The following is a 23,132-nucleotide window of genomic DNA, read 5'->3' as shown; positions in this document are numbered from 1 at the left end:
CGGGGTTGCCCCACGTCTAGGGGCTTGTCTCCATGAAGTAGGAGCCGAAGAGGAACACGCCGAGGACGAACAGCGTGACGCCCACGATGATGACGGTGCCGATGATGCCGAGGATCTGACCGGCCTTCGCCTCACCGCGGCCGCCGAGGGCACCACCGCTGGCGTCGATCTCGCGCACCGATTTCCGCCCCAGGACCCAGGCCACGGGGGCGAAGAAGAGGCACCCCACCAGACCGAGGATGCCCAGGACCAACGCGGCGATGGCCAGCGAGTGCTTCTGCTGCTGCATGCCGTAGGCCGGTTGCTGAAAGTTGGGTGGCTGCCCGTACGGATTGGTGGGCTCGTTGCCTTCACCCGGGGTGGAGCCGTAAGAAGTGCCGGACTGATCGCTCATGTCTCTCCCCGGGGTTGGGTCGGTCAACCACTTGTCGACTCGGCCACCACGGATTCTTCCACTGAGCCGGGGCGTGGAGGCGTGAATCGAAATGTGGGCCAGTTGAAGTTGCCAGATGCCGTCGTCCAAGGCCTCGTCGGGCGCACTGTCTGGACGACTGAAGCCCCCGCCCGGTGGGGACGGAGGCTTCAGTCAGAACGCAATGTCAGTTCATGACGCTGTGTCGCTCAGGGGCTTTCCCACGACGTGGTGGTCGTCGTGCCGGACCCGATGGCGCTGATGACCGCGACGACGATCCAGATCACGACGAGCGCGAAGATCACGGTGCCGATGATGCCGAGGACCTGACCGGCCTTCGCCTCACCGCGACCGGCGAGGGCGCCACCGCTGGCGTCGATCTCGCGCACCGACTTCTGGCCCAGGATCCAGGCGACGGGGGCGAGGAAGCTGCAGCACACCAGACCGAGGATGCCCAGGACCAGCGCGGTGGTGGCCTGCGACTGCTTCTGCTGCTGCATGCCGTAGTTCGGCTGTCCCGGCGGGGGATAGCCCGGCGCACCGCCGTACGGGTTCTGCTGAGGCTGGCCGTAGGGGCTCTGGCCCGGCTGGCTGTGGGTCGGCGGCAGGCCGTAGGGGTCCTGGGGCGGCTGCTGCCCGTACGAGGGCGGCGGCTGCCCGTAGGACGGCGGCTGACCGTAGGGCGTGCCGGGCGGCTGCCCGTACGGGTTGGTGGGCTCTTCGCCCTCTCCCGGAGTGGAGCCGTACGGATTGCCGGGCTGGTCGCTCATTTTTCTCCCATCGTGGGACCGGTCAACCACTCGTCGATCTCGGCCAGCACGGATTCTTTCACCGAGTCGGGGGCGCGCGAGGCACGAATCGACATTCGGGCAAGTTCGGCGAGTTGCGCGTCGTCCAGATCGTGGGCTGCGCGCATGGTTGCGTACTGGCCAGCGAGCTGAGATCCGAAGAGCAACGGGTCGTCCGAGCCGAGGGCGACGGTTGCCCCCGCTTCCAGCAGTTGGGGCAGCGGGACCGACGTCAGGTCGGAGTAGACACCCAGCGCCACGTTGGAGACCGGGCAGATCTCCAGCGCGATGTCGGCCGCCACGATCCGCTCCAACAGGCGGGGATCCTCGGCCGATCGGACTCCATGGCCGAGCCGGGTCGGGTGCAGCGCGTCGAGGCAGGCGTGGACGTGATCGGGCCCGCGGAGCTCGCCGCCATGGGGGAGTGAGGCGAGCCCGGCGCGACGGGCGATCTCGAAGGCCCCTCGGAAGTCTTCGGTGTGCCCGCGCCGCTCGTCGTTGGAGAGGCCGAACCCCACCACTCCGCGTCCGGCGAACTGGGCGGCGAGGCGCGCCAGCGTGCGCGCGTCGAGGGGGTGCCTGGTGCGGTTCGAGGCGATCACCACGGCCATCCCCAGACCGGTCTCGCGCGAAGCGCAGTCCACGGCGTCGAGGACGAGCTCGGTGAAGGCGGTGATCCCACCGAAACGCGATGCGTACCCACTCGGGTCGACCTGGATCTCCAGCCACCGCCCCCCGTCGCGTACGTCGTCCTCGGCCGCCTCGCGCACCAGGCGGCGTACGTCGTCCTCGGTCCGCAGCACCGAACGCGCCACGTCGTAGAGCCGCTGGAAGCGAAACCACCCCTTCTCGTCCGCGGCCGAGAGTTGCGGAGGCCACTGGGAGACCAGTGAGTCGGGCAGCGAGATCTGGTCACGCTCGGCGAGCTCGAGCAGGGTGGCGTGCCGCATCGACCCGGTGAAGTGCAGGTGGAGGTGCGCCTTGGGCAGTGACATCAGATCGCGCGGGAATGCCATGCCAGAGACGGTAACCGAAAGGGGCGCCCCTGACGGAGCGCCCCTTCTCGGTGCCGGTGGTGCTGTTGTGGTGCTGCTGTGGTGCTGCCAGGACTCAGGCGAAGAGCTTCTGCAGACGGCTGACGCCCTCGACCAGGTCGTCGTCGCCGAGCGCGTACGAGAGGCGCAGGTAGCCCGGGGAGCCGAACGCCTCGCCGGGCACGATCGCGACCTCGGCCTTGTCGAGGATGTACTCGCTCAGCTCGGCGGAGGTGGAGATCGTCTTGCCGTCGTAGGTCTTGTTGAGCAGGCCCTTGACCGAGGGGTAGGCGTAGAAGGCGCCCAGCGGGGTCGGGCAGTAGACGCCCTCGATGGCGTTGAGCATCTCGACCATCTTCTTGCGGCGACGGTCGAAGGCCACCTTCATCTCGTCGACCGCGGTCAGGTCGCCGGAGACCGCGGCGATCGCGGCACGCTGCGACACGTTGGCCACGTTGGAGGTCGCGTGCGACTGCAGGTTGCCGGCAGCCTTGACGATGTCCTTGGGCCCGATGATCCAGCCCACGCGCCAACCGGTCATGGCGTACGTCTTGGCGACACCGTTGACGACGACGCAGTGGTCGGCGAGCTCGGGGCACAGGACGGGCAGGGAACCGGTCTCGACGCCGTCATAGACCAGGTGCTCGTAGATCTCGTCGGTCAGGACCCACAGGTTGTTGGCCTCGACCCAGGCGCCGATCTCGCGGATCTCGTCGGCGGTGTAGACCGCGCCGGTCGGGTTGGACGGGGAGACGAAGAGCAGGACCTTCGTACGCGTCGTACGCGCCGCCTCGAGCTGGGCGACGGTGACCTTGTAGTCCTGGGTCTCGTCGGCCAGGACGTCGACGGGGACGCCGCCGGCCAGCGCGATCGCCTCGGGGTAGGTGGTCCAGTAGGGAGCCGGGACGATGACCTCGTCGCCCGGGTCCAGCATCGCGGCGAAGGCCTCGTAGATGGCCTGCTTGCCACCGTTGGTCACGAGGACCTGGGCGGGCTCCACCACGTAGCCGCTGTCGCGCTTCGTCTTGTCGACGATGGCCTGCTTGAGCTCGGGGAGACCACCGGCCGGGGTGTAGCGATGGTTCTTCGGGTCACGGCACGCCTCGACCGCTGCGTCGACGACGTAGTCCGGGGTCGGGAAGTCGGGCTCACCGGCACCGAAGCCGATGACCGGGCGCCCCTCGGCCTTGAGTGCCTTGGCCTTGGCGTCCACCTTGAGCGTGGCCGACTCGGCGATGGCGGCGACGCGGGTGGAGACGCGCTTGTCGCGGGGCGTGCTGGTGGGGGTGGGGGTGGAAGACTCGGTCATGAACACATCGTAGGGCGTTTGGACCTGACCACCGCAGCCCCGTACACTCTTCGACTGGTGGTTCTCCCACATGCTGAGCCCTGCCCCCCACCGGGCAGAGTTGAGGGGGATCCGTCGGAGGGCACTAGCTCAACTGGCAGAGCATCGGTCTCCAAAACCGAAGGTTGGGGGTTCAAGTCCCTCGTGCCCTGCAAAGCGTGAGATGTTCGAAGGCAAGGACATCCGGCTTCAACTCGTCGATATCCACATGGAGGCAACGTGTCAGACGCACAGGCTCAAGGGCCGAGCGGTGACAAGCGTGCCGCCCGCACCGACCCGGTCACGTTCCTTCGCCAGGTGGTGGCGGAGTTGCGCAAGGTCGTGTGGCCGACCCAGCAGCAACTCATCACCTACTTCATCGTGGTGATGGTCTTCGTGATCGTGATGATGACGATCATCTCCCTGCTCGACCTCGGGTTCGGGAAGCTGACCTTCTGGATGTTCACCGGCGGGACGTCCTGACCGGTCCCGGCCATCCCGGCCCATCGCCAGCAATCAGCGGAACAAGTGACGGAGCAGTACGTGTCTGAGCACAACGACTCGCAAGAGCCCAACGAGGGCGACCTCGACGCCATCCCCGAGGAGAACCTCCCGGAGGCTGACGGGGTCGACCAGGCCGAGGAGGCCGACGAGGCTTCCTCCGCCGACGAGGCGACCGCTGGGTCCGAGGAGTCGACGCCCGAGGAGATCGATCCCCTCGAGGCCTTCCAGCGCGAGCTGTGGGCCAAGCCGGGCGACTGGTTCGTCATCCACACCTACTCCGGCATGGAGAAGCGGGTGAAGGCCAACCTCGAGAACCGCATCCAGGCCCTCGACATGGGTGAGTACATCCACGAGATCGTCGTGCCGACCGAAGAGGTGGCCGAGATCAAGAACGGCCAGCGCAAGATGGTCACCCGCACCGTCCTGCCCGGTTACGTGCTGGTCCGCATGGACCTGACCGACGAGTCCTGGTCGGCCGTGCGCCACACGCCGTCGGTCACCGGCTTCGTGGGCAACGCCCACAACCCCGTGCCGCTGTCGATGAGCGAGGTCGAGTCGATGCTCGCCCCGAGCGCCGTCGCCGCTGCCGAGGCAGAGGCCGAAGCAGCCGGCGGCAAGGGCACCGGTGGCGCCGCCTCCAAGAAGCCCGTCGAGGTCGCCGACTTCTCCGTCGACGACTCCGTCATGGTGGTCGACGGTCCGTTCGCCACGTTGCACGCCACGATCACCGAGATCAACGGTGAGTCGCAGAGGGTCAAGGCCCTCGTCGAGATCTTCGGCCGGGAGACCCCGGTCGAGCTGAGTTTCAGCCAGATCCAGAAGGTCTGACACACTCAGCAGGCCGCGTGAGCGGTCCCAGCAAGACCAGCAACACCCAGGTGGCAGAGCGCTGACGGGCCAGTCCCGCCAGAGCTCGACAAGACCACGACGTACACATCAGAAGGATCTCAAACAATGCCTCCCAAGAAGAAGATCGCAGCCCTGGTCAAGGTGCAGCTGAACGCTGGCTCCGCGACTCCGGCTCCGCCGGTCGGTACCGCTCTCGGTCCGCACGGTGTCAACATCATGGACTTCTGCAAGGCCTACAACGCGCAGACCGAGTCGATGCGCGGCAACGTCATCCCCGTCGAGATCACCATCTACGAGGACCGTTCGTTCACCTTCGTCACCAAGACCCCGCCGGCTGCAGAGCTGATCAAGAAGGCCGCTGGCCTGGCCAAGGGTTCGGGTGTCCCCCACAAGGAGAAGGTCGGCAAGCTGACGAAGGAGCAGGTGCGCGAGATCGCGACCACCAAGCTGCCTGACCTCAACGCCAACGACATCGACCAGGCGATGAAGATCGTCGAGGGGACCGCCCGCTCCATGGGCGTCACCACCGACTGACCTCCTCACCTTCCCTGTTCCACACCCCGTGGCAGAGCCGCGCTGGCTCATTGACCACACTGGAAAGAATCGAGTTACCAGACATGCAGCGCAGCAAGAGCTACCGCGCAGCGGCCGAGAAGTTCGACAAGAACGAGATCTTCTCCCCGTTCACCGCGATCAAGATCGCCAAGGACAACAGCAAGAAGAAGTTCGACGAGACCGTTGACGTCGTCATGCGCCTGGGCATCGACCCGCGCAAGGCCGACCAGATGGTCCGTGGCACGGTCAACCTGCCCAACGGCACCGGCAAGACCGCCCGCGTCCTCGTGTTCGCCAACGCCGAGAAGGCCGAGGCCGCCCGCGAGGCCGGCGCCGACTTCGTCGGTGGCGACGAGCTCATCGAGAAGGTCGCCGGCGGCTGGCTGGACTTCGACGCCGTCGTGGCGACCCCGGACATGATGGGCAAGGTCGGTCGTCTCGGCCGCGTGCTCGGTCCGCGTTCGCTCATGCCGAACCCGAAGACCGGCACCGTGACGCCGGACGTCGCGAAGGCTGTCAACGACATCAAGGGTGGAAAGATCGAGTTCCGCGCGGACCGTCACTCCAACCTGCACTTCATCATCGGCAAGGCCTCCTTCTCCGAGGTCCAGCTCGCGGAGAACTACGCCGCGGCACTCGACGAGGTGCTTCGTCTGAAGCCGGCCAGCTCCAAGGGCCGCTACATCAAGAAGATCACCGTGTCGACGACCATGGGCCCCGGCATCCAGGTCGACGCCAACCGCGTCAAGAACGTCGCAGTCGAGGACGAGGCGCAGGCCTGACCCACTCAACGCACTGAAAGGCCGGCCACCCTCTGGGGTGGCCGGCCTTTCACTGTCGTGGGACAAGAGCGGCGATCGGTCTCCCACCAACCGATCGACGCGACCTCACTCCACGAAGACGCGCTCGTCCACGAGGTCCTCACTGACGACGGCCCCGTCGGGCACGAAGCGCCCCGAGATGAACTCCTTCTTGAACTCGACCTCGGCTCCGGTGCGGCCCGAGCGGTTCTTCTCGATCGTGCAGACCGTCCACTCGCGGAAGTGCTCGCCGTTGTTGGTCGAGTACATCAAGTGGTGGCGGGCCACGATGTCTGCCTTGTTGGCGAGGATGAGCACCACGTCCGCCTCGTAGGCCAACGCAGTGGAGCCCTTCATGTTGCGAGCCCGCATGCGCTGACCCGGCTCGAGCCCGGCGCGGTCCGAGGCCGAGATGGCCAGGACCGGGCAGGCGTGGTCGATGGCGAGGTCCTTGAGTCGCTCGGTCACGTGGGTGACGGCGGCTTCCTCCTCCATGGTGACGACGGGGCGCACCTTCTGCAGGTAGTCCACGACGACCAGCGGTGGCACACCGTGCTCGGCGGTCACCTCCTTGACCGTCGAGGCGAGGACCTCGAGGGTGGTGGACGTGGTGGTGGAGCGGTGGATGTGCAGGTGTGGCGCGTACTCGCTCACCATCGCGAGGGCGTCCAGGCCCCCGTTGTAGCGGCTGAGTCGCTCGGGCAGGCCCCCCGTGCCGCCGTCGGAGCCCTCGAAGGCGGCGCGGACCTGGTTGACGGTGGCGGGGAGTTCCTCGGCCACCTCCGCGGCCTCGGCGGAGACCATCTTCTGCAACAACGCCTCGGCCTCCAGCTCGAACGAGAAGAAGAGGACTGGCTGGCCGCCCTTGGCGCACTGTCGCGCGATCTGCAGGGCGAAGGTGGTCTTGCCCTCGCCCTGTGATCCGGCGAGAAGATTGAGGGAGCCTGATCGGAGCCCGCCGCCGAGGGCCTCGTCGAGCAGCGGAAAGCCGGTGCTCCAGATGCGGACGTCGGCCTCGGGGGAGAGGAGACGGTTGTCCACACGTTCGAGCACCTGGTTGAGGGGGGTCAACTGGGGGTCCACGCAAGGATTTCACCATGCGTCCAGGCGCGATGTCGGGCGAACGAGGTAGTTGGTGGGTTGGCCGCACCCGGGTGGCGATGCGTCGTGGGTCCGGGGTCTGCGCCGATTTGGCTCCCGCGTCGCAGCCCCCTAGAGTCACTCCCTGTAACCAGAGACCGCCGGTGGTCGAGTCCGTCCCCAGGGATGGCCGAGGCCTAAGGTTCCGCAGTTCGGGACGACCAGCGCAGGTGCCAGAGCAGGAACTTCAATGTTCCCCACGCCCTGGGCCCTGTGCCCGGGGCGTTCGTCGTTCTCGGGCCAGCCGGTACGTCTTCGAGCGTAGTCCGGAAGGAGACCCATGGCGCGGCCAGAAAAGGCAGCAGCCGTCGCAGACATCGTTGAGTCATTCAACGGTTCTGCTGGCGCTGTGCTGACCGAGTACCGCGGTCTCACCGTGAAGCAGCTGCAGGAACTGCGGCGCTCCCTCGGCGAGAACGCCAACTACGCCGTGGTCAAGAACACGCTGGCCAAGATTGCCGCCAATGAGGTGGGCATCTCCGGCTTTGACGACCTGCTGGTCGGCCCGACTGCCATCGCCTTCATCGAAGGTGACGTTGTCGAGGCGGCCAAGGGTCTGCGTGACTTTGCCAAGGCAAACCCCGCCCTTGTCATCAAGGGCGGTGTCCTGGACGGAAACATCCTCGACGCTGCCGAGATCGCCAAGCTGGCCGATCTCGAGTCGCGCGAGGTGCTCCTGGGCAAGATGGCCGGCGCAATGCTGGCCAGCCTCTCCCAGGCCGTCTACCTGCTCAACGCCCCGCTCTCGCAGGCTGCCCGGCTCGCCGGCGCCCTGCAGGCCAAGGCAGAGCAGGACCCCTCAATCCTCGCAGGTGGTGCCGGCACGCCGGCCGCTGCCGAGGACGCTCCGGCTGACGCCGATGCTGCTGACGCAGAGGAGGCTTCCGCATCCGAAGCCGACTCCGCCGAAGCCGCTGACGCTGCTGCCGAGTCCACTGACGCCTGATCCACAGGTCGACGTACACCACCTGAAACCCTCGGTCGGCCCGGCACAACCGGGCTGACCACCGAATGGAAGGAACCGCCGACATGGCGAAGCTCAGCACCGCAGAGCTCCTCGAAGCTTTCAAGGAGATGACCCTCATCGAGCTCTCCGAGTTCGTGAAGGAGTTCGAGGACACCTTCGGCGTCACCGCCGCTGCCCCCGTCGCCGCTGCCGCCCCCGCCGCCGCTGCTGGCGCGGGTGCCGAGGCCGAGGCTGAGAAGGACGAGTTCGACGTCGTCCTCGACGCCGCTGGCGACAAGAAGATCAACGTCATCAAGGAGGTGCGCGCCCTGACCTCCCTCGGACTGAAGGAGGCCAAGGAGCTCGTCGAGGCCGCTCCCAAGGCCATCCTCGAGGGTGTCGACAAGGCCACGGCCGAGAAGGCGAAGGAAGCCCTCGAAGGCGCCGGCGCCTCCGTCACCCTCAAGTGACGCATCGCTGAACCCCGCTCCTCGGAGCAACCAGGAGACGGTCACCCCTCGGGGTGGCCGTCTTCGGTCTTTTCCACGCTGTGTGGCGGGTTCCGCTTGACCTGCGGAAGGTTCGAGGGCATCCTCATCTGCGAGAGCGACACACCTTCGGCCCGGGCTCCTGTCCCGCTGTGACCGAAGTCTTGTCCTGAGCCCATTGGCGACGACGCGTGTTGTGCGATAGGGTCAATCTTTGCGCCTGCCCTCATATGCTCTCACCCTGTCCGGAGGGGTGCTGTAGTGGTCGGAGGCGCCATATCACCTTCAGCGATGATTTCGAAGGACGCACATCTTGGCCGCGCGCAGCTCCGCTGGTAACCCCCGTCGCATCTCTTTCGCAAAGATCAACGAGCCCCTCGAGGTTCCCCCTCTCCTGGCCCTCCAGACCGACAGCTTTCACTGGCTGATCGGTGACGAGGTCTGGGACGAGACCGTCGCCGCCCGCAAGGCAGCTGGCGAGGACACCTCTGAGAAGTCGGGCCTCGAAGAGATCTTCGAAGAGATCTCCCCCATCGAGGACTTCAACGACACCATGTCGCTGTCCTTCGAGAACCCGGTCTTCGTGGACCCGAAGTACACCGAGGAGGAGTGCAAGGAGAAGGACTTCACCTTCTCGCGCCCCCTCTACGTGTCCGCCGAGTTCATGAACAACACCACCGGTGAGATCAAGGCCCAGACCGTCTTCATGGGTGAGTTCCCGATGATGACGCGCAAGGGCACGTTCATCATCAACGGCACCGAGCGTGTCGTCGTCTCCCAGTTGGTCCGCTCGCCGGGTGCCTACTTCGAGCGCACCGCTGACAAGACGTCCGACAAGGACATCTACACCTCGAAGGTGATCCCTTCGCGTGGTGCCTGGCTCGAGTTCGAGATCGACAAGCGCGACCTGGTCGGCGTCCGCCTCGACCGCAAGCGCAAGCAGAACGTCACCGTCCTCCTCAAGGCGCTCCAGGCGCTGGCGAGCGAAGAGGACTACGAGGGCGAGCCGTACGACTACGAGTCGGTCATGGCCGAGCTCCGCCAGTACGAGTCGATCCAGCTCACTGAGGAGAAGGACAACACCCAGGGGCCGGACGACGCGCTGCTCGACATCTACCGCAAGCTGCGCCCGGGCGAGCCGCCCACGCGTGAGGCCGCGCTGACGCTGTTGAAGAACTACTACTTCAACCCGAAGCGTTACGACCTGGCCAAGGTCGGTCGCTACAAGATCAACAAGAAGCTCGGTCTCGACCAGCCGTTCGACCAGCAGACGCTGACCATCCAGGACATCGTCCAGGCCATCCGCTACATCGTGCAGCTGCACGCCAGCGGTGTCCCGGTCGAGCCGGCTGACCTGCTCGACCCGACGGGCAACGTCATCATCGGTGTCGACGAGAAGCCCGTGAAGGTCTTCGCCGACGACATCGACCACTTCGGCAACCGTCGTATGCGCACGGTCGGCGAGCTGATCCAGAACCAGCTCCGTACGGGCCTGGCTCGCATGGAGCGTGTCGTGCGTGAGCGCATGACCACCCAGGACGTCGAGGCCATCACGCCGCAGTCCCTGATCAACATCCGTCCCGTCGTGGCGGCGCTGAAGGAGTTCTTCGGGACCTCGCAGCTGTCGCAGTTCATGGACCAGACCAACCCGATCGCCGGGCTGACGCACAAGCGTCGTCTCTCCGCGCTCGGTCCCGGTGGTCTGTCCCGTGACCGCGCCGGCATGGAGGTCCGTGACGTCCACCCGTCGCACTACGGCCGCATGTGCCCGATCGAAACCCCTGAAGGCCCGAACATCGGTCTGATCGGTTCGCTCGCCTCCTACGGTCGGATCAACCCCTTCGGCTTCATCGAGACGCCGTACCGCAAGGTCGTCGAGGGTGTCGTCACCGACACCGTCCACTACCTGACGGCCGACGACGAGGACCGTTACGTCATCGCGCAGGCCAACGCGCAGATCGACGCAGGTGGCAAGTTCGTCACCGAGCGTGTCCTGGTCCGCCAGAAGGGCGGCGAGGTCTCCGAGATCCTGGCCGGCGACGTCGACTACATGGACGTCTCGCCGCGCCAGATGGTCTCGGTCGCCACCGCGCTGATTCCCTTCCTGGAGCACGACGACGCCAACCGGGCCCTCATGGGTGCCAACATGCAGCGCCAGGCCGTCCCGCTGATCACCAGCGACAGCCCGATCGTCGGCACCGGCATGGAGTACCGCGCAGCGGTCGACGCGGGCGACGTGGTCGTCTCCGAGACCGCCGGTGTCGTCAAGTCGGTCTCCGCCGACCTGATCGAGACGATGAACGACGACGGCACGTACTCCTCGTACCGCCTCGCGAAGTTCAAGCGCTCCAACCAGGGCACCTGCATCAACCAGCGCCCGCTCGTCATCGAGGGTGACCGTCTCGAGGTCGGTACGCCGATCGCCGACGGCCCCTGCACCGACAAGGCCGAGATGGCGCTGGGCACCAACCTCCTCGTGGCCTTCATGCCTTGGCAGGGTCACAACTACGAGGACGCCATCATCCTGAGCCAGCGTCTGGTCCAGGAAGACGTCCTCACCTCGATCCACATCGAGGAGCACGAGGTCGACGCGCGTGACACCAAGCTCGGCCCTGAGGAGATCACCCGGGACATCCCGAACATCTCCGAGGAGGGTCTGGCCGACCTCGACGAGCGCGGCATCATCCGCATCGGCGCCGAGGTCACCCCCGGTGACATCCTCGTCGGCAAGGTCACGCCGAAGGGCGAGACCGAGCTGACCCCTGAGGAGCGTCTGCTCCGCGCGATCTTCGGTGAGAAGGCGCGCGAGGTGCGCGACACCTCGATGAAGGTCCCGCACGGTGAGTCCGGCACGGTCATCGGCGTCCGCGTGTTCAACCGCGAGGACGGCGACGAGCTCCCGCCCGGCGTCAACGAGCTGGTCCGCGTCTACGTGGCCCAGAAGCGCAAGATCTCGGTGGGTGACAAGCTCGCCGGTCGTCACGGCAACAAGGGCGTCATCGCCAAGATCCTGCCGGTCGAGGACATGCCCTTCATGGAGGACGGCACCCCGGTCGACGTGGTCCTGAACCCGCTCGGTGTCCCGCGTCGTATGAACATCGGTCAGATCCTCGAGCTCCACCTCGGTTGGCTCGCCAAGCAGGGTTGGGACCTCAACCTGCACGAGGACAAGTCCGACACCGCCTGGAAGCAGCGCCTGATCTCGATCGGCGCCGAGACGGGGGAGGCCAACTCCAAGGTCGCCACCCCGGTCTTCGACGGTGCGCGCGAGGACGAGATCACCGGTCTGCTGGGCTCGACCCTGCTGAACCGTGACGGTGACCGCGTGATCGACGAGACCGGAAAGGCCAACCTGTTCGACGGCCGCTCCGGCGAGCCGTTCCCGGACCCGGTCTCGGTCGGCTACATGTACATCCTCAAGCTCCACCACCTGGTTGACGACAAGATCCACGCTCGTTCGACCGGCCCGTACTCCATGATCACCCAGCAGCCGCTCGGCGGTAAGGCCCAGTTCGGTGGCCAGCGCTTCGGTGAGATGGAGGTCTGGGCGATGGAGGCGTACGGCGCTGCCTACGCGCTCCAGGAGCTGTTGACCATCAAGTCCGACGACGTGCCCGGTCGCGTCAAGGTCTACGAAGCGATCGTGAAGGGTGAGAACATCCCCGACTCCGGCATCCCCGAGTCGTTCAAGGTTCTCATCAAGGAGATGCAGTCGCTCTGCCTCAACGTCGAGGTGCTGTCGCAGGACGGTTCCCCCATCTCGTTGAAGGATGCCGAGGACGACGTCTTCCGTGCAGCCGAGGAGCTTGGCATCGACCTGTCCCGTCGCGAGCCCAGCTCCGTCGAAGAAGTTTGAGAAGGTAGGGAATCAACACAGTGCTCGACGTCAATTTCTTCGACCAGATCCAGATCTCCCTGGCCACCGCGGACTCCATCCGCGAGTGGAGCCACGGCGAGGTCAAGAAGCCCGAAACCATCAACTACCGCACCCTCAAGCCCGAGCGCGACGGACTCTTCTGCGAGAAGATCTTCGGCCCGACCCGGGACTGGGAGTGCTACTGCGGCAAGTACAAGCGCGTCCGCTTCAAGGGCATCATCTGTGAGCGTTGTGGCGTAGAGGTCACCCGCTCCAAGGTGCGTCGTGAACGGATGGGCCACATCGAGCTGGCCGCGCCGGTCACCCACATCTGGTACTTCAAGGGTGTCCCGTCGCGACTCGGCTACCTGCTCGACCTCGCCCCGAAGGACCTCGAGAAGGTCATCTACTTCGCGGCGTACATGATCACCTCCGTCGACGAGGACGCTCGCCACCAGGACATGTCCTCCTTGGAGAACAAGGTCGGCCTGGAGCGGGAGCGTCTCGAGAAGCGTCGCGACTCGATGATCGACGACCGTGCCAAGAAGCTCGAGGAAGACCTCGCAGCTCTCGAGGCCGAGGGCGCCAAGGCCGACCAGCGCCGCAAGGTGAAGGACGGCGCGGAGCGCGAGATGGCGGCAGTGCGCAAGCGCTCCGACATCGAGCTCAACCGCCTCGAGGAGATCTGGTCCACGTTCAAGAACCTCAAGGTCCAGGACCTGCTCGGTGACGAGATCCTGTACCGCGAGATGAAGAACTGGTTCGGCAAGTACTTCGAGGGCCACATGGGCGCCACGGCGATCCAGAAGCGCCTCCAGGACTTCGACATCGCCGCCGAGGTGGAGTCGCTGCGCGACACCATCGCCAACGGCAAGGGCCAGAAGAAGGTCCGCGCCCTCAAGCGCCTCAAGGTCGTCGACGCCTTCCGCAAGACCGGCAACCAGCCGATCGGCATGGTGCTCGACGCCGTCCCGGTCATCCCGCCGGACCTGCGTCCGATGGTCCAGCTGGACGGTGGTCGCTTCGCGACCTCCGACCTCAACGACCTGTACCGCCGCGTCATCAACCGGAACAACCGACTCAAGCGTCTGCTCGACCTCGGTGCGCCGGAGATCATCGTCAACAACGAGAAGCGCATGCTTCAGGAAGCTGTTGACAGCCTCTTCGACAACGGCCGTCGTGGTCGCCCGGTCACGGGCCCCGGTAACCGTCCGTTGAAGTCGATCTCCGACATGCTCAAGGGCAAGCAGGGTCGTTTCCGTCAGAACCTGCTCGGCAAGCGCGTCGACTACTCCGGTCGTTCGGTCATCGTCTCCGGTCCGCAGTTGAAGCTGCACCAGTGCGGTCTGCCCAAGCAGATGGCCTTGGAGCTCTTCAAGCCGTTCGTGATGAAGCGCCTGGTCGACCTGAGCCACGCGCAGAACATCAAGTCCGCCAAGCGGATGGTGGAGCGCGCGACCTCCGGTGGTCCTCGCTTCGCAGTGGTCTGGGACGTCCTCGAAGAGGTCATCACCGAGCACCCGGTCCTGCTGAACCGTGCGCCCACGCTGCACCGTCTCGGCATCCAGGCGTTCGAGCCCCAGCTGATCGAGGGCAAGGCCATCCAGATCCACCCCCTGGTCTGCACCGCGTTCAACGCTGACTTCGACGGTGACCAGATGGCGGTCCACCTGCCCCTGTCCGCCGAGGCCCAGGCCGAGGCCCGGATCCTGATGCTGTCGACGAACAACATCCTGAAGCCGTCCGACGGTCGCCCGGTGACGATGCCGACCCAGGACATGATCGTGGGTCTGTTCTTCCTGACCACCGATCGTGACGGTGAGCTCGGCGAGGGTCGTGCCTTCTCGTCGCAGGCCGAGGCCATCATGGCCTTCGACCGGGGCGAGATCACGTTGCAGTCGAAGGTCAAGATCCGTCTCAACGACATCATCTCGCCGACGGGCCTGCCGGTCCCCGCGGGCTGGAGCGAGGGCGACTCGATCACCCTCGACACCACCCTGGGCCGCACGATCTTCAACGACACGCTCCCGGCGGACTACGCCTTCGTCAACGAAGAGGTCGGCAAGAAGCGTCTCGGCACGATCGTCAACGACCTGGCCGAGCGCTACACCAAGGTCGAGGTCGCTGCTTCCCTGGACGCCCTCAAGGACGCCGGTTTCCACTGGGCCACGCGCTCCGGTGTGACCGTCTCCATCGACGACGTCACCACGCCGGACTCGAAGGCCGAGATCCTCTCGGGCTACGAGGCCAAGGCGGAGAAGGTGCAGAAGCAGTTCGAGCGTGGTCTGGTCACCGACGAGGAGCGTCGTCAGGAGCTCATCGAGATCTGGACCGAGGCCTCCAACGAGGTCGCGCAGGCGATGGAGAAGAACTTCGACCGTCGCAACCCGATCTACATGATGGTCGACTCGGGCGCATCCGGAAACATGATGCAGATCCGCCAGGTTGCCGCCATGCGTGGTCTGGTGGCCAACCCGAAGGGCGAGATCATCCCGCGCCCGATCAAGGCCAACTTCCGTGAAGGCCTCTCCGTGCTCGAGTACTTCATCTCGACCCACGGTGCTCGCAAGGGTCTCGCCGACACCGCTCTGCGTACCGCTGACTCGGGTTACCTGACCCGTCGTCTGGTGGACGTCTCGCAGGACGTCATCATCCGTGAGGACGACTGCGGCACCGAGCGTGGTCTGGTCAAGATCATCGGGGAGGTCCGTGAGGACGGCGTCGTCGTCAAGCACGAGAACGCCGAGACCTCGGCGTACGCCCGTGCGGCTGCCGTCGAGGTCACCCACCCGGAGAGCGGCGAGGTCCTCGCAGGCGCCGGTGAGGACCTGGGCGACGTCAAGATCGACGAGCTCGTCTCCGCAGGCATCATCGAGGTGAAGGTCCGCTCCGTGCTGACCTGCGACGCCAAGACCGGTACCTGCGCGAAGTGCTACGGCCGTTCACTGGCCACCGGCCTGCTGGTCGACATCGGTGAGGCCGTCGGCATCATCGCGGCCCAGTCGATCGGTGAGCCCGGCACGCAGCTGACCATGCGTACCTTCCACACCGGTGGTGTGGCCTCCGCGGACGACATCACGCAGGGTCTGCCCCGTGTGGTCGAGCTCTTCGAGGCCCGTTCCCCGAAGGGTATGGCTCCGATCTCGGAGGCTGCTGGCCGTGTCGAGATCGAGGACACGGACAAGTCGCGCAAGGTCATCGTGACCCCCGACGACGGGTCCGACCCGATCGAGTACCCGGTCTCGAAGCGTTCGCGTCTGCGTGTCACGGACGGCGACCACATCGAGGTCGGCGACCTGCTCACCTTCGGTACGCCGGACCCCAAGGAGGTCCTCCGGGTCCTGGGTATCCGTCGTGCGCAGCAGCACCTGGTGGACGAGGTCCAGCAGGTCTACCGCAGCCAGGGTGTGTCGATCCACGACAAGCACATCGAGATCATCGTGCGCCAGATGCTGCGTCGCGTCACGGTCATCGAGTCCGGCGAGACGAACCTGCTCCCGTCCGACCTCGTCGACCGTGCCCGCTTCGAGGAGGAGAACCGTCGCGTGGTCTCCGAGGGCGGCAAGCCGGCCTCGGGTCGTGCCGAGCTGATGGGTATCACCAAGGCATCGCTGGCCACCGAGTCGTGGCTCTCGGCCGCCTCCTTCCAGGAGACGACCCGAGTGCTCACCGACGCGGCGATCAACGGTCGTTCGGACTCGCTCCTGGGTCTGAAGGAGAACGTGATCATCGGAAAGCTCATCCCGGCCGGTACCGGTCTGGAGCGCTACCGCAACATCCGCGTCGAGCCGACCGAGGAAGCCCGTGCGGCTGCCTACCAGGTCACCGGCTACGACTACGACTACGACTTCGGACAGGGTGGCGGCCAGGCCGTCGCGCTGGACGACTTCGACTTCGGTTCCTACCAGAACTGATTCAGTCGCGCTTCACCCACGAGGGTCGGCTCCGCTCACGCGGGGTCGGCCCTCGTGCCATTTCGGTGCGATCACCCCCGGCCTGAGAGAATTCTGGGCGTGTCCGCCTCTGCGCCCTCTTTGCCCTCCCACACCGACGTCCTCGTCGTCGGCGCCGGTCCTGCCGGCTCCGGCGCCGCTGCCTGGGCCGCCCGTCACGGCCTGGAGACCCTCCTGGTCGACTCCGCGATCTTCCCGCGGGACAAGACCTGTGGCGACGGACTGACACCCCGCGCCATCCATGAGCTCCAGGCCCTCGGCCTCGAGGACTGGCTCCGCGCCCACACCGTCAACCAGGGGCTGCGCGCGCACGGCTTCGGACAGCGTCTCGAGCTGCCCTGGCCCGAGGTCAGCGGCGACCTCCCGACGTGGGGGTCGGCGGTGGCCCGCACCGAGCTCGACGACCACCTGCGTACGGCCGCGATCAAGTCCGGCGCCACCGCCATCGACGGCGCGAAGGCCGTCGACGTGGTGATGGACGGCGACCGGGTCGCCGCCGTCGTGCTGGACCACGACGGCGTACGCACCGAGGTCCGTTGCCGGTGGCTGGTGGTGGCCGACGGCGTACGTTCCCCCCTCGGCAAGATGCTGGGCCGGGAGTGGCACCGCGACACCGTCTACGGGGTCGCGGGCCGTTCGTACGTCACCTCCGAGCGCTCCGACGACCCGTGGATCTCCTCGCACCTCGAGCTGCGCGACGAGTCCGGCAAGGCGCTCTCGGGCTACGGCTGGGTCTTCCCGCTCGGCAACGGTGAGGTCAACCTCGGTGCGGGTGCCCTGGCGACCGCCGCGCGTCCCGCGGAGATTGCGGTGAAGCCACTGATGCGCTTCTACGCCGGGCAGATCCGCGACGAGTTCGCCCTCACCGGCGAGCTGCGGGCCGAGGCCTCGGCCCTGCTCCCGATGGGTGGTGCGGTCAGCAACGTCGCCGGGCGCAACTGGGCGCTCATCGGTGACGCGGCCGCGTGCGTCAACCCGCTCAACGGCGAGGGCATCGACTACGGACTCGAGACCGGTCGGGTGCTGGCCGACCTGCTCGCCTCCTTCGGCACCGCCCCTGAGCACTCCCTGCTCGAGGCCTGGCCCGCGCTGCTCACCGAGCGGTACGGCGAGGCGTTCTCGATCGCCCGGCGGCTCGCCGGTGTCGCCACCCGCCCCAAGGTGATCACCGCGCTGGGCCCGATCGGGATGCGCTCGGACTTCATGATGACCCTGGCCCTGCGCTGGATGGGCAACATCGTGACCGACGAGGACCGCGACCGGGCAGCACGCGTGTGGCGCTGGGCGGGCAGGCAGTCGATCGCTCGCGACGCGCGCCCCCCGTTCTCCTGAATCCGGCACTGCCAGCGGCGACGATGGGGCGCGTGGCGAACAGGGAGCTCGACTACCGGGTGGCGACAGCGCTGTGCCGGGGGGCCGTGCGCGCCCTCGGCGTACGGATCGAGACGCGCGGTGTGGAGCACGTCCCGACGGAGGGGCCAGTGATCATCGCCAGCACCCACGTCTCGTACGGCGACTCGTTGCCCATCGCGTTGGCGGCCCGCACGCGCGGCAGGTTCCCTCGCTTCCTGACGCGGCACGATGTGTGGCACCCGCGCGGGCTCACCGGTCCGATGACCCGGATGCAGCACGTCCCCGTCGACCGGGCGGCACCTGCGGGGGCCTATCTGCACGCCCGCCGGCTGCTGGCCGAAGGCCAGTCGATCGCGCTCTTCCCGGAGGCCGGGATCTCCTACTCGTACACGGTGCGCCCGTTGATGCGCGGGGTGGCCGCGCTGGCCCGCGAGACCGGGGCGCTGGTGATCCCGACCGCACTGTGGGGCATCCAACGGATCTACAGCGTCGGTCGCCCCGAGGGCGGAGTGCTGGGAGGCAAGGAGCCGTCCCCGGACTGGACCCGACGCCGCCGGGTGGACCTGCACTTCGGCGAGCCGCTCACGGTCGGGCCCGGCGAGGACCTCACCGAGTGGACCGTCAAGCTCGGGGTCCGCCTCACGGAGATGCTGGAGGGGTTGCAGACCTTGGCCCACCACCAACCGCGACCCGGGGAGTACGCGCCCTGGCACCCGGCCCACCTCGGCGGCCATGCCCCGTGTCGCGTGGAAGCAGCACAGTGGGACAACAGCCCTCGCAGCGCGGTCCCGGTCAGCTGGGGACCCCAACCCGAGACCCAACCCGAGACCCTGCGCGACGCGCCGGCCGGCGGCTCTGGGGTCATCGCCTAGGTTTGACCCATGAATTCCTCCGCTCTGCCGCGCCACCAACGGGTGGCCGCCTATGCGGTGATCCGGCGGACGTTGGCCTCCGGGGTGGACGAGATCCTGCTGAGTCGCGTGGCCGAACGCATCTCGCCCCAGGAGCGTTGGACGCTCCCCGGCGGCGGTCTGGACCATGGCGAGGACCCCCGTGACGCGGTGGTGCGCGAGGTCTACGAGGAGACCGGTCTGGAGGCGGCGATCGCGCCGACCGCGCGGGTCTACTCCGCCTATCTGCCCAGCGTGCGCCGCGACGGGCGGATGGTCGACTCCCACGCGTTGCGGATCGTCTACGAGGGATGGGTGGCGAAGGATTCGCCCGAGCCGCAGGTCATGGAGGTCGACGGCTCGACCGTCGAGGCGGCCTGGAAGCCGATCGACGACGTGCTCAGTGGACGCGTCCCGGTCTTCGCGATGGTCGCCCAGGCACTCGGAGACCTGCAGCCCACCCGGCTGCAGCGACTGGCGGCGTACGGCCTCGTCACCCGCGACGGTGACGCGGGCCCCGAGGTGTTGTTGACGAAGATCTCGGCGCGAGGCTTCCACTCCGGGTCCTGGACGTTGCCCGGCGGCGGGGTCGACCACGGGGAGTCTCCCGCGCACGCCCTGGCTCGGGAGATCCGCGAGGAGTGCGGCGTCGAGGCCGAGGTCGGAGCCCTCCTTGACGTGCACGACGTGCACTTCACCGGGACAGCTCCCGACGGTCGGCTCGAGGACTTCCACGGTGTCCACCTGATCTTCGCGGCCACGCTGGCCGCCGACGCCGAGCCCCACCTGGCAGAGGTCGACGGCACCACCGCCGAGGTGGCGTACGTCCCCCTGTCCCGGATCGAGGCCGGCGAGCTCCAGGTGCTCGACGTGGTCACCCATGCGCTCGGGCTGGTGGGCGCGGACGGAGACGAGGAGCCGGCATGACCCCAATGCGTTGGATGTGGCTGAGCCTGGTCTTCGCGATGACCGTGCTCGCGCTCTCCTGGCAGTCGATGCCGTCCGGTCGGATCCCGGTGCACTTCGGCGCGGGCGGCGAGGCCGACAACTGGGGCACCCGCAACGAACTCTGTGGCATCTTCGGCGGGATAGTGATCGCCCTGTGGGCCTTCATGGCGTGGCTGACCTCGGGGGCGGACCGCCTCCACTGGTCGATGATCAACATGCCGCGCAAGGAGTACTGGATGCTCCCGGAGAACGAGTCGCTCGCGCGGGCCCGGCTCGCCGAGGACATCGCACTGACCGGGGTCTGGTCGATGGCGCTGCTCACCGCGATGATGCCCCTGATGGTCCTCTCGGTACGCCGCGGCGACATGGGTGGCGGGTTGAGCGGGGCCGCGATCGCGGTCATCGTGGTGCTGACCGCCGCCGGTGCCGTGGGTATCTGGCAGCGGCAGAAGTTCTACCGCGACGTCCCCGAGGTCTGATGAGCCCGACCGCGGCGACCGGCAGTGACGAGCTCGTCGCAGCCCTGCGTCGCGCCGGGCTCACGGACATCGGCGCCACGGACCTGGACCGCGCCCTCTACTCCGCGGATGCGTCGCTCTACCGGGTGCTGCCGCAGGTCGTCGTACGCCCGCGCCACACCGACGAGCTGGCAGCCGTGCTGGCCGTGGCCCGCGAGTCGCGTACGCCGCTGACGATGCGAGGCGCGGGCACCTCGATCGCCGGCAACGCCATCGGCACCGGCATCGTTGTGGACACCTCGCGGCACCTCAGCGCGATCCGGAGCCTCGACATCGAGGCGGGCCTGGCGGTCGTCGAGCCCGGCGTCGTCCACGCCGACCTCCAGCAGCGGGCGCTGGCCGCGGGCTGGCGCTTCGGCCCGGACCCCTCGACGCACACTCGTTGCACCATCGGCGGGATGATCGGCAACAACGCGTGCGGCTCCCGGGCGCTGGGGCATGGACGTACGAGCGACAACGTCGGGGCCCTCGACGTGCTCTGGGGGACCGGCGAGGCCGCGCGACTGGCCCCGGGAGAGCCGTTGAGCGGAGTCGCTGCCGAGCTGGCGGCGTTGGTGGCTGGCGACCTGGGCCACGTCCGTACGCACTTCGGTCGCTTCTCCCGACAGGTCAGCGGCTACTCCCTCGAGCACCTGCTGCCCGAACGACTCCGCCCGGAGCGCTTCGTGGTGGGCTCCGAGGGCACGCTCGCCCTGGTCACGGCCGCGACCGTACGTCTGGTGCGCGAGGCCCCCGTCCGGCACCTCGTGGTGCTCGGGTATCCGTCGATGGTCGACGCCGCCGATGCGGTCCCGGCGCTCCTGGAGGTGCCGGGGCTGGTGGCCTGCGAAGGGCTCGACTCCCGGATCGTCGCCCTGGTGCCGTCGGCGCCCCCACTGCCGCGCGGCGGTGGATGGCTCTTCGCGGAGATCGTGGGTGACGATCTCGGGCAGGTGGGGGAGCGGGTACGCACCCTCGTCGCGACCGCCGGGGCGTTGGCGGCCGAGGTGGTGACGGACGCGGGCGCGCAGACACGCCTGTGGCGGATCCGTGAGGACGGCGCGGGGTTGGCCGCCCGCTCGCTGGCTCGACCGGCCCTTTCGGGGTGGGAGGACGCCGCGGTGCCGCCGGAGAAGTTGGGCGCCTGGCTGCGCGAGTTCGAGGCACTGCTCGTCGAGCACCGTCTCAACGGGGTGCCGTACGGCCACTTCGGCGACGGTTGCGTGCACGTCCGCATCGACTTCGACTTCAGTGACGGGCCGGCACGCTTCCGCGACTTCGTCACCGCCTGCGCCACCTCGTTGGTCGCCCACGGTGGTTCGTTGTCGGGCGAGCACGGCGACGGCCGGGCCCGCTCCGAGTTGTTGCCGCTGATGTACGACGAACGCTCGCTCGCGCTCTTCTCCGCGGTCAAGGCGATCGCCGACCCCGACAACCTGCTCAACCCCGGCGTCCTGGTCGACCCTGTGCCCTTCGACGCCGACCTGCGACCCGCCAGAGCTGTCCGTACGGTCCCCGGCCTGCGCCTGGTCGACGACCTGGCCGCCGAGGCCCACCGCTGCACCGGGGTCGGCAAGTGCGTCTCGGCCCACTCGCCCGGTGTCATGTGTCCGTCATGGCAGGCGACCCGGGACGAGAAGGACTCCACCCGCGGCCGGGCGCGGGTGCTGCAGGAGGCGCTCGACAGCCGCGGGAGCCTGGACGGGCTGGCGGACGACGCGGTCGCAGCAGCCCTCGACCTCTGCCTCTCCTGCAAGGCCTGCGCGAGCGACTGTCCGACCGGCGTCGACATGGCCACGCTCAAGTCGGAGGTCCTCGCCCAGCGACACCGTGGGATCCGCGGCTGGCTGAGGCGGCCGCGTACGCACCACACGCTGGGTCGCCTGCCGGCGCTGCTCGACTCACCCCTGCGACGGCTCCTCCCGCTGGCTGCAGGCAGGGGCCCGGTGGCGCGGATCGCCAAGGCAGCCGCCGGCGTCGACCAGCGCCGCGGCCTTCCGGAGCTGGCGCCGACGACCCTGCGCTCGGGAGCAGAGCAGGTGGAACAGCCCGACGTGTGGATCTGGGCCGACACCTTCACCGACCATTTCGGGCCCGCCACCGCGCACGCCGCCATTCGTGTGCTTGCCTCGATCGGACTCACGGCCTCGGTGATCGACGACCGCGCCTGCTGCGGACTGACGTACATCAGCACGGGTCAGTTGGAGGCCGCCACCCGCAATGTCGACGCCCTGGTCCAGACGCTGGGGCCGTACGCCGCCAGTGGCAGCCCGATCCTGGCGCTCGAGCCCTCCTGCCTGGCCACGCTGCGCAGTGACGCGCTGCGGCTGGCGAGCGACCCGGCTGCGGCGCGCGGGGTGGCGTCAGCGGCGGTGACGTTGGCCGAGCTGCTGACTCGCCACGACTACGTGCCGCCTGACCTCACCGGCGTACGGCTGGTTGCGCAGCCGCACTGCCACCAGTACGCGGTGCTCGGGTGGGAGGCCGACGAGGCGTTGCTGCGCCGAGCCGGTGCCGAGGTCGTACGGGTCGACGGTTGTTGCGGGCTGGCTGGCAACTTCGGGGTGGAGCGTGGACACCACGAGGTCTCGGTCGCGGTGGCGGAGACCCACCTGCTGCCTGCGTTACGCGCTCACCCCGACGCGATCGTGCTGGCCGACGGGATGTCGTGCCGGACCCAGGTCGAGGACCTGGCAGACCGCCGCGCGTTGCACCTGGCCGAGCTCCTGGCGGGTCACACGCCGCCGAGGCCATGAGCCGTGGTGTTGCCCGGAAAACGATCAGTGCGGTGG

The 23,132-nt window shown here is 67.7% G+C and carries 18 protein-coding genes and 1 tRNA gene; 14 read left to right on the top strand and 5 right to left on the bottom strand.

Annotation, left to right across the window (positions count from 1 at the left end; all coding sequences use genetic code 11):
* Positions 1-16: 16 nt before the first annotated feature.
* From DNK52_RS10460 to DNK52_RS10445, 4 genes are all read right to left on the bottom strand, one after another.
* Positions 17-394 carry a DUF4190 domain-containing protein gene (locus DNK52_RS10460; protein ID WP_204163486.1) on the bottom strand — a complete coding sequence of 126 codons (378 nt, stop codon included), beginning with the start codon at positions 392-394 and terminating at the stop codon, positions 17-19.
* A 227-nt stretch (positions 395-621) separates the two neighbouring features.
* The gene (locus DNK52_RS10455; protein ID WP_204163485.1) at positions 622-1,182 is read right to left on the bottom strand and encodes a DUF4190 domain-containing protein; all 561 of its coding nucleotides are present in this window, start codon (positions 1,180-1,182) and stop codon (positions 622-624) included.
* Positions 1,179-2,216 (bottom strand): adenosine deaminase, encoded by a 1,038-nt coding sequence (locus tag DNK52_RS10450; protein ID WP_110240934.1) that lies wholly within the window; start codon positions 2,214-2,216, stop codon positions 1,179-1,181. Before DNK52_RS10450 ends, DNK52_RS10455 begins: the two co-directional genes overlap by 4 nt.
* A gap of 94 nt (positions 2,217-2,310) precedes the next feature.
* The gene (locus tag DNK52_RS10445; RefSeq protein ID WP_110241201.1) at positions 2,311-3,543 is read right to left on the bottom strand and encodes a pyridoxal phosphate-dependent aminotransferase; all 1,233 of its coding nucleotides are present in this window, start codon (positions 3,541-3,543) and stop codon (positions 2,311-2,313) included.
* A gap of 118 nt (positions 3,544-3,661) precedes the next feature.
* Here DNK52_RS10445 and DNK52_RS10440 point away from each other — a divergent pair.
* The 5 genes from DNK52_RS10440 to rplA all read left to right on the top strand — a co-directional run bounded on the left by DNK52_RS10440 (position 3,662) and on the right by rplA (position 6,251).
* Positions 3,662-3,734 (top strand) — tRNA-Trp (locus tag DNK52_RS10440).
* A gap of 67 nt (positions 3,735-3,801) precedes the next feature.
* Positions 3,802-4,044: a preprotein translocase subunit SecE gene (gene secE, locus DNK52_RS10435; RefSeq protein WP_110240933.1), complete on the top strand. Its 243-nt coding sequence runs from the start codon at positions 3,802-3,804 to the stop codon at positions 4,042-4,044.
* A gap of 60 nt (positions 4,045-4,104) precedes the next feature.
* The gene (gene nusG / locus DNK52_RS10430) at positions 4,105-4,893 is read left to right on the top strand and encodes a transcription termination/antitermination protein NusG (RefSeq protein WP_110241200.1); all 789 of its coding nucleotides are present in this window, start codon (positions 4,105-4,107) and stop codon (positions 4,891-4,893) included.
* Between the two features lie 126 nt (positions 4,894-5,019).
* On the top strand, positions 5,020-5,448 hold the full coding sequence (gene rplK, locus DNK52_RS10425; protein WP_110240932.1) for a 50S ribosomal protein L11: 429 nt from the start codon (positions 5,020-5,022) through the stop codon (positions 5,446-5,448).
* An 83-nt stretch (positions 5,449-5,531) separates the two neighbouring features.
* Positions 5,532-6,251 (top strand): 50S ribosomal protein L1, encoded by a 720-nt coding sequence (gene rplA / locus DNK52_RS10420; RefSeq protein ID WP_110240931.1) that lies wholly within the window; start codon positions 5,532-5,534, stop codon positions 6,249-6,251.
* Positions 6,252-6,356: 105 nt separating this feature from the next.
* On the opposite strand, the gene DNK52_RS10415 is transcribed toward rplA, so the two are convergent.
* Positions 6,357-7,352 (bottom strand): DnaB-like helicase C-terminal domain-containing protein, encoded by a 996-nt coding sequence (locus DNK52_RS10415; protein ID WP_110240930.1) that lies wholly within the window; start codon positions 7,350-7,352, stop codon positions 6,357-6,359.
* Positions 7,353-7,689: 337 nt separating this feature from the next.
* Between DNK52_RS10415 and rplJ the strand changes: the two genes are divergently transcribed.
* The 9 genes from rplJ to DNK52_RS10370 all read left to right on the top strand — a co-directional run bounded on the left by rplJ (position 7,690) and on the right by DNK52_RS10370 (position 23,096).
* Entirely contained in the window at positions 7,690-8,355 is a 666-nt protein-coding gene (rplJ, locus tag DNK52_RS10410; RefSeq protein WP_110240929.1) for a 50S ribosomal protein L10, read from the top strand.
* An 83-nt stretch (positions 8,356-8,438) separates the two neighbouring features.
* The gene (gene rplL, locus DNK52_RS10405; RefSeq protein ID WP_110240928.1) at positions 8,439-8,825 is read left to right on the top strand and encodes a 50S ribosomal protein L7/L12; all 387 of its coding nucleotides are present in this window, start codon (positions 8,439-8,441) and stop codon (positions 8,823-8,825) included.
* 331 nt (positions 8,826-9,156) lie between these two features.
* Positions 9,157-12,699: a DNA-directed RNA polymerase subunit beta gene (rpoB, locus tag DNK52_RS10400; protein ID WP_110240927.1), complete on the top strand. Its 3,543-nt coding sequence runs from the start codon at positions 9,157-9,159 to the stop codon at positions 12,697-12,699.
* Positions 12,700-12,719: 20 nt separating this feature from the next.
* On the top strand, positions 12,720-16,613 hold the full coding sequence (locus DNK52_RS10395; RefSeq protein ID WP_110240926.1) for a DNA-directed RNA polymerase subunit beta': 3,894 nt from the start codon (positions 12,720-12,722) through the stop codon (positions 16,611-16,613).
* 99 nt (positions 16,614-16,712) lie between these two features.
* Positions 16,713-17,984: a geranylgeranyl reductase family protein gene (locus DNK52_RS10390; RefSeq protein ID WP_110240925.1), complete on the top strand. Its 1,272-nt coding sequence runs from the start codon at positions 16,713-16,715 to the stop codon at positions 17,982-17,984.
* Between the two features lie 32 nt (positions 17,985-18,016).
* The gene (locus DNK52_RS10385) at positions 18,017-18,877 is read left to right on the top strand and encodes a lysophospholipid acyltransferase family protein (protein ID WP_162598725.1); all 861 of its coding nucleotides are present in this window, start codon (positions 18,017-18,019) and stop codon (positions 18,875-18,877) included.
* Between the two features lie 9 nt (positions 18,878-18,886).
* Positions 18,887-19,822 (top strand): NUDIX hydrolase, encoded by a 936-nt coding sequence (locus DNK52_RS10380; protein ID WP_110240923.1) that lies wholly within the window; start codon positions 18,887-18,889, stop codon positions 19,820-19,822.
* Positions 19,819-20,322: a DUF1648 domain-containing protein gene (locus DNK52_RS10375; RefSeq protein WP_110240922.1), complete on the top strand. Its 504-nt coding sequence runs from the start codon at positions 19,819-19,821 to the stop codon at positions 20,320-20,322. The genes DNK52_RS10380 and DNK52_RS10375 overlap by 4 nt, the downstream gene beginning before the upstream one ends.
* A complete protein-coding gene (locus DNK52_RS10370) occupies positions 20,322-23,096 on the top strand; it encodes an FAD-binding and (Fe-S)-binding domain-containing protein (protein ID WP_110240921.1) in 2,775 nt (924 codons plus the stop codon). The genes DNK52_RS10375 and DNK52_RS10370 overlap by 1 nt, the downstream gene beginning before the upstream one ends.
* Positions 23,097-23,132 lie beyond the last annotated feature (36 nt).

Origin of the sequence: Nocardioides gilvus (genome assembly GCF_003194605.1) — a bacterium.
GTDB lineage: Bacteria > Actinomycetota > Actinomycetes > Propionibacteriales > Nocardioidaceae > Nocardioides > Nocardioides gilvus.
This window is presented reverse-complemented; position numbering and strand designations above follow the sequence as displayed.

Excerpts from the sequence above, each read along its gene's own strand:
- DNK52_RS10460 (WP_204163486.1), bottom strand. The coding sequence starts at position 394 with ATGAGCGATCAGTCCGGCACTTCTTACGGCTCCACCCCGGGTGAAGGC.
- DNK52_RS10455 (WP_204163485.1), bottom strand. The coding sequence starts at position 1,182 with ATGAGCGACCAGCCCGGCAATCCGTACGGCTCCACTCCGGGAGAGGGC.
- DNK52_RS10450 (WP_110240934.1), bottom strand. The coding sequence starts at position 2,216 with ATGGCATTCCCGCGCGATCTGATGTCACTGCCCAAGGCGCACCTCCAC.
- DNK52_RS10445 (WP_110241201.1), bottom strand. The coding sequence starts at position 3,543 with ATGACCGAGTCTTCCACCCCCACCCCCACCAGCACGCCCCGCGACAAG.
- rplK (WP_110240932.1), top strand. The coding sequence starts at position 5,020 with ATGCCTCCCAAGAAGAAGATCGCAGCCCTGGTCAAGGTGCAGCTGAAC.
- rplA (WP_110240931.1), top strand. The coding sequence starts at position 5,532 with ATGCAGCGCAGCAAGAGCTACCGCGCAGCGGCCGAGAAGTTCGACAAG.
- rplJ (WP_110240929.1), top strand. The coding sequence starts at position 7,690 with ATGGCGCGGCCAGAAAAGGCAGCAGCCGTCGCAGACATCGTTGAGTCA.
- rplL (WP_110240928.1), top strand. The coding sequence starts at position 8,439 with ATGGCGAAGCTCAGCACCGCAGAGCTCCTCGAAGCTTTCAAGGAGATG.
- DNK52_RS10380 (WP_110240923.1), top strand. The coding sequence starts at position 18,887 with ATGAATTCCTCCGCTCTGCCGCGCCACCAACGGGTGGCCGCCTATGCG.
- DNK52_RS10375 (WP_110240922.1), top strand. The coding sequence starts at position 19,819 with ATGACCCCAATGCGTTGGATGTGGCTGAGCCTGGTCTTCGCGATGACC.
- DNK52_RS10370 (WP_110240921.1), top strand. The coding sequence starts at position 20,322 with ATGAGCCCGACCGCGGCGACCGGCAGTGACGAGCTCGTCGCAGCCCTG.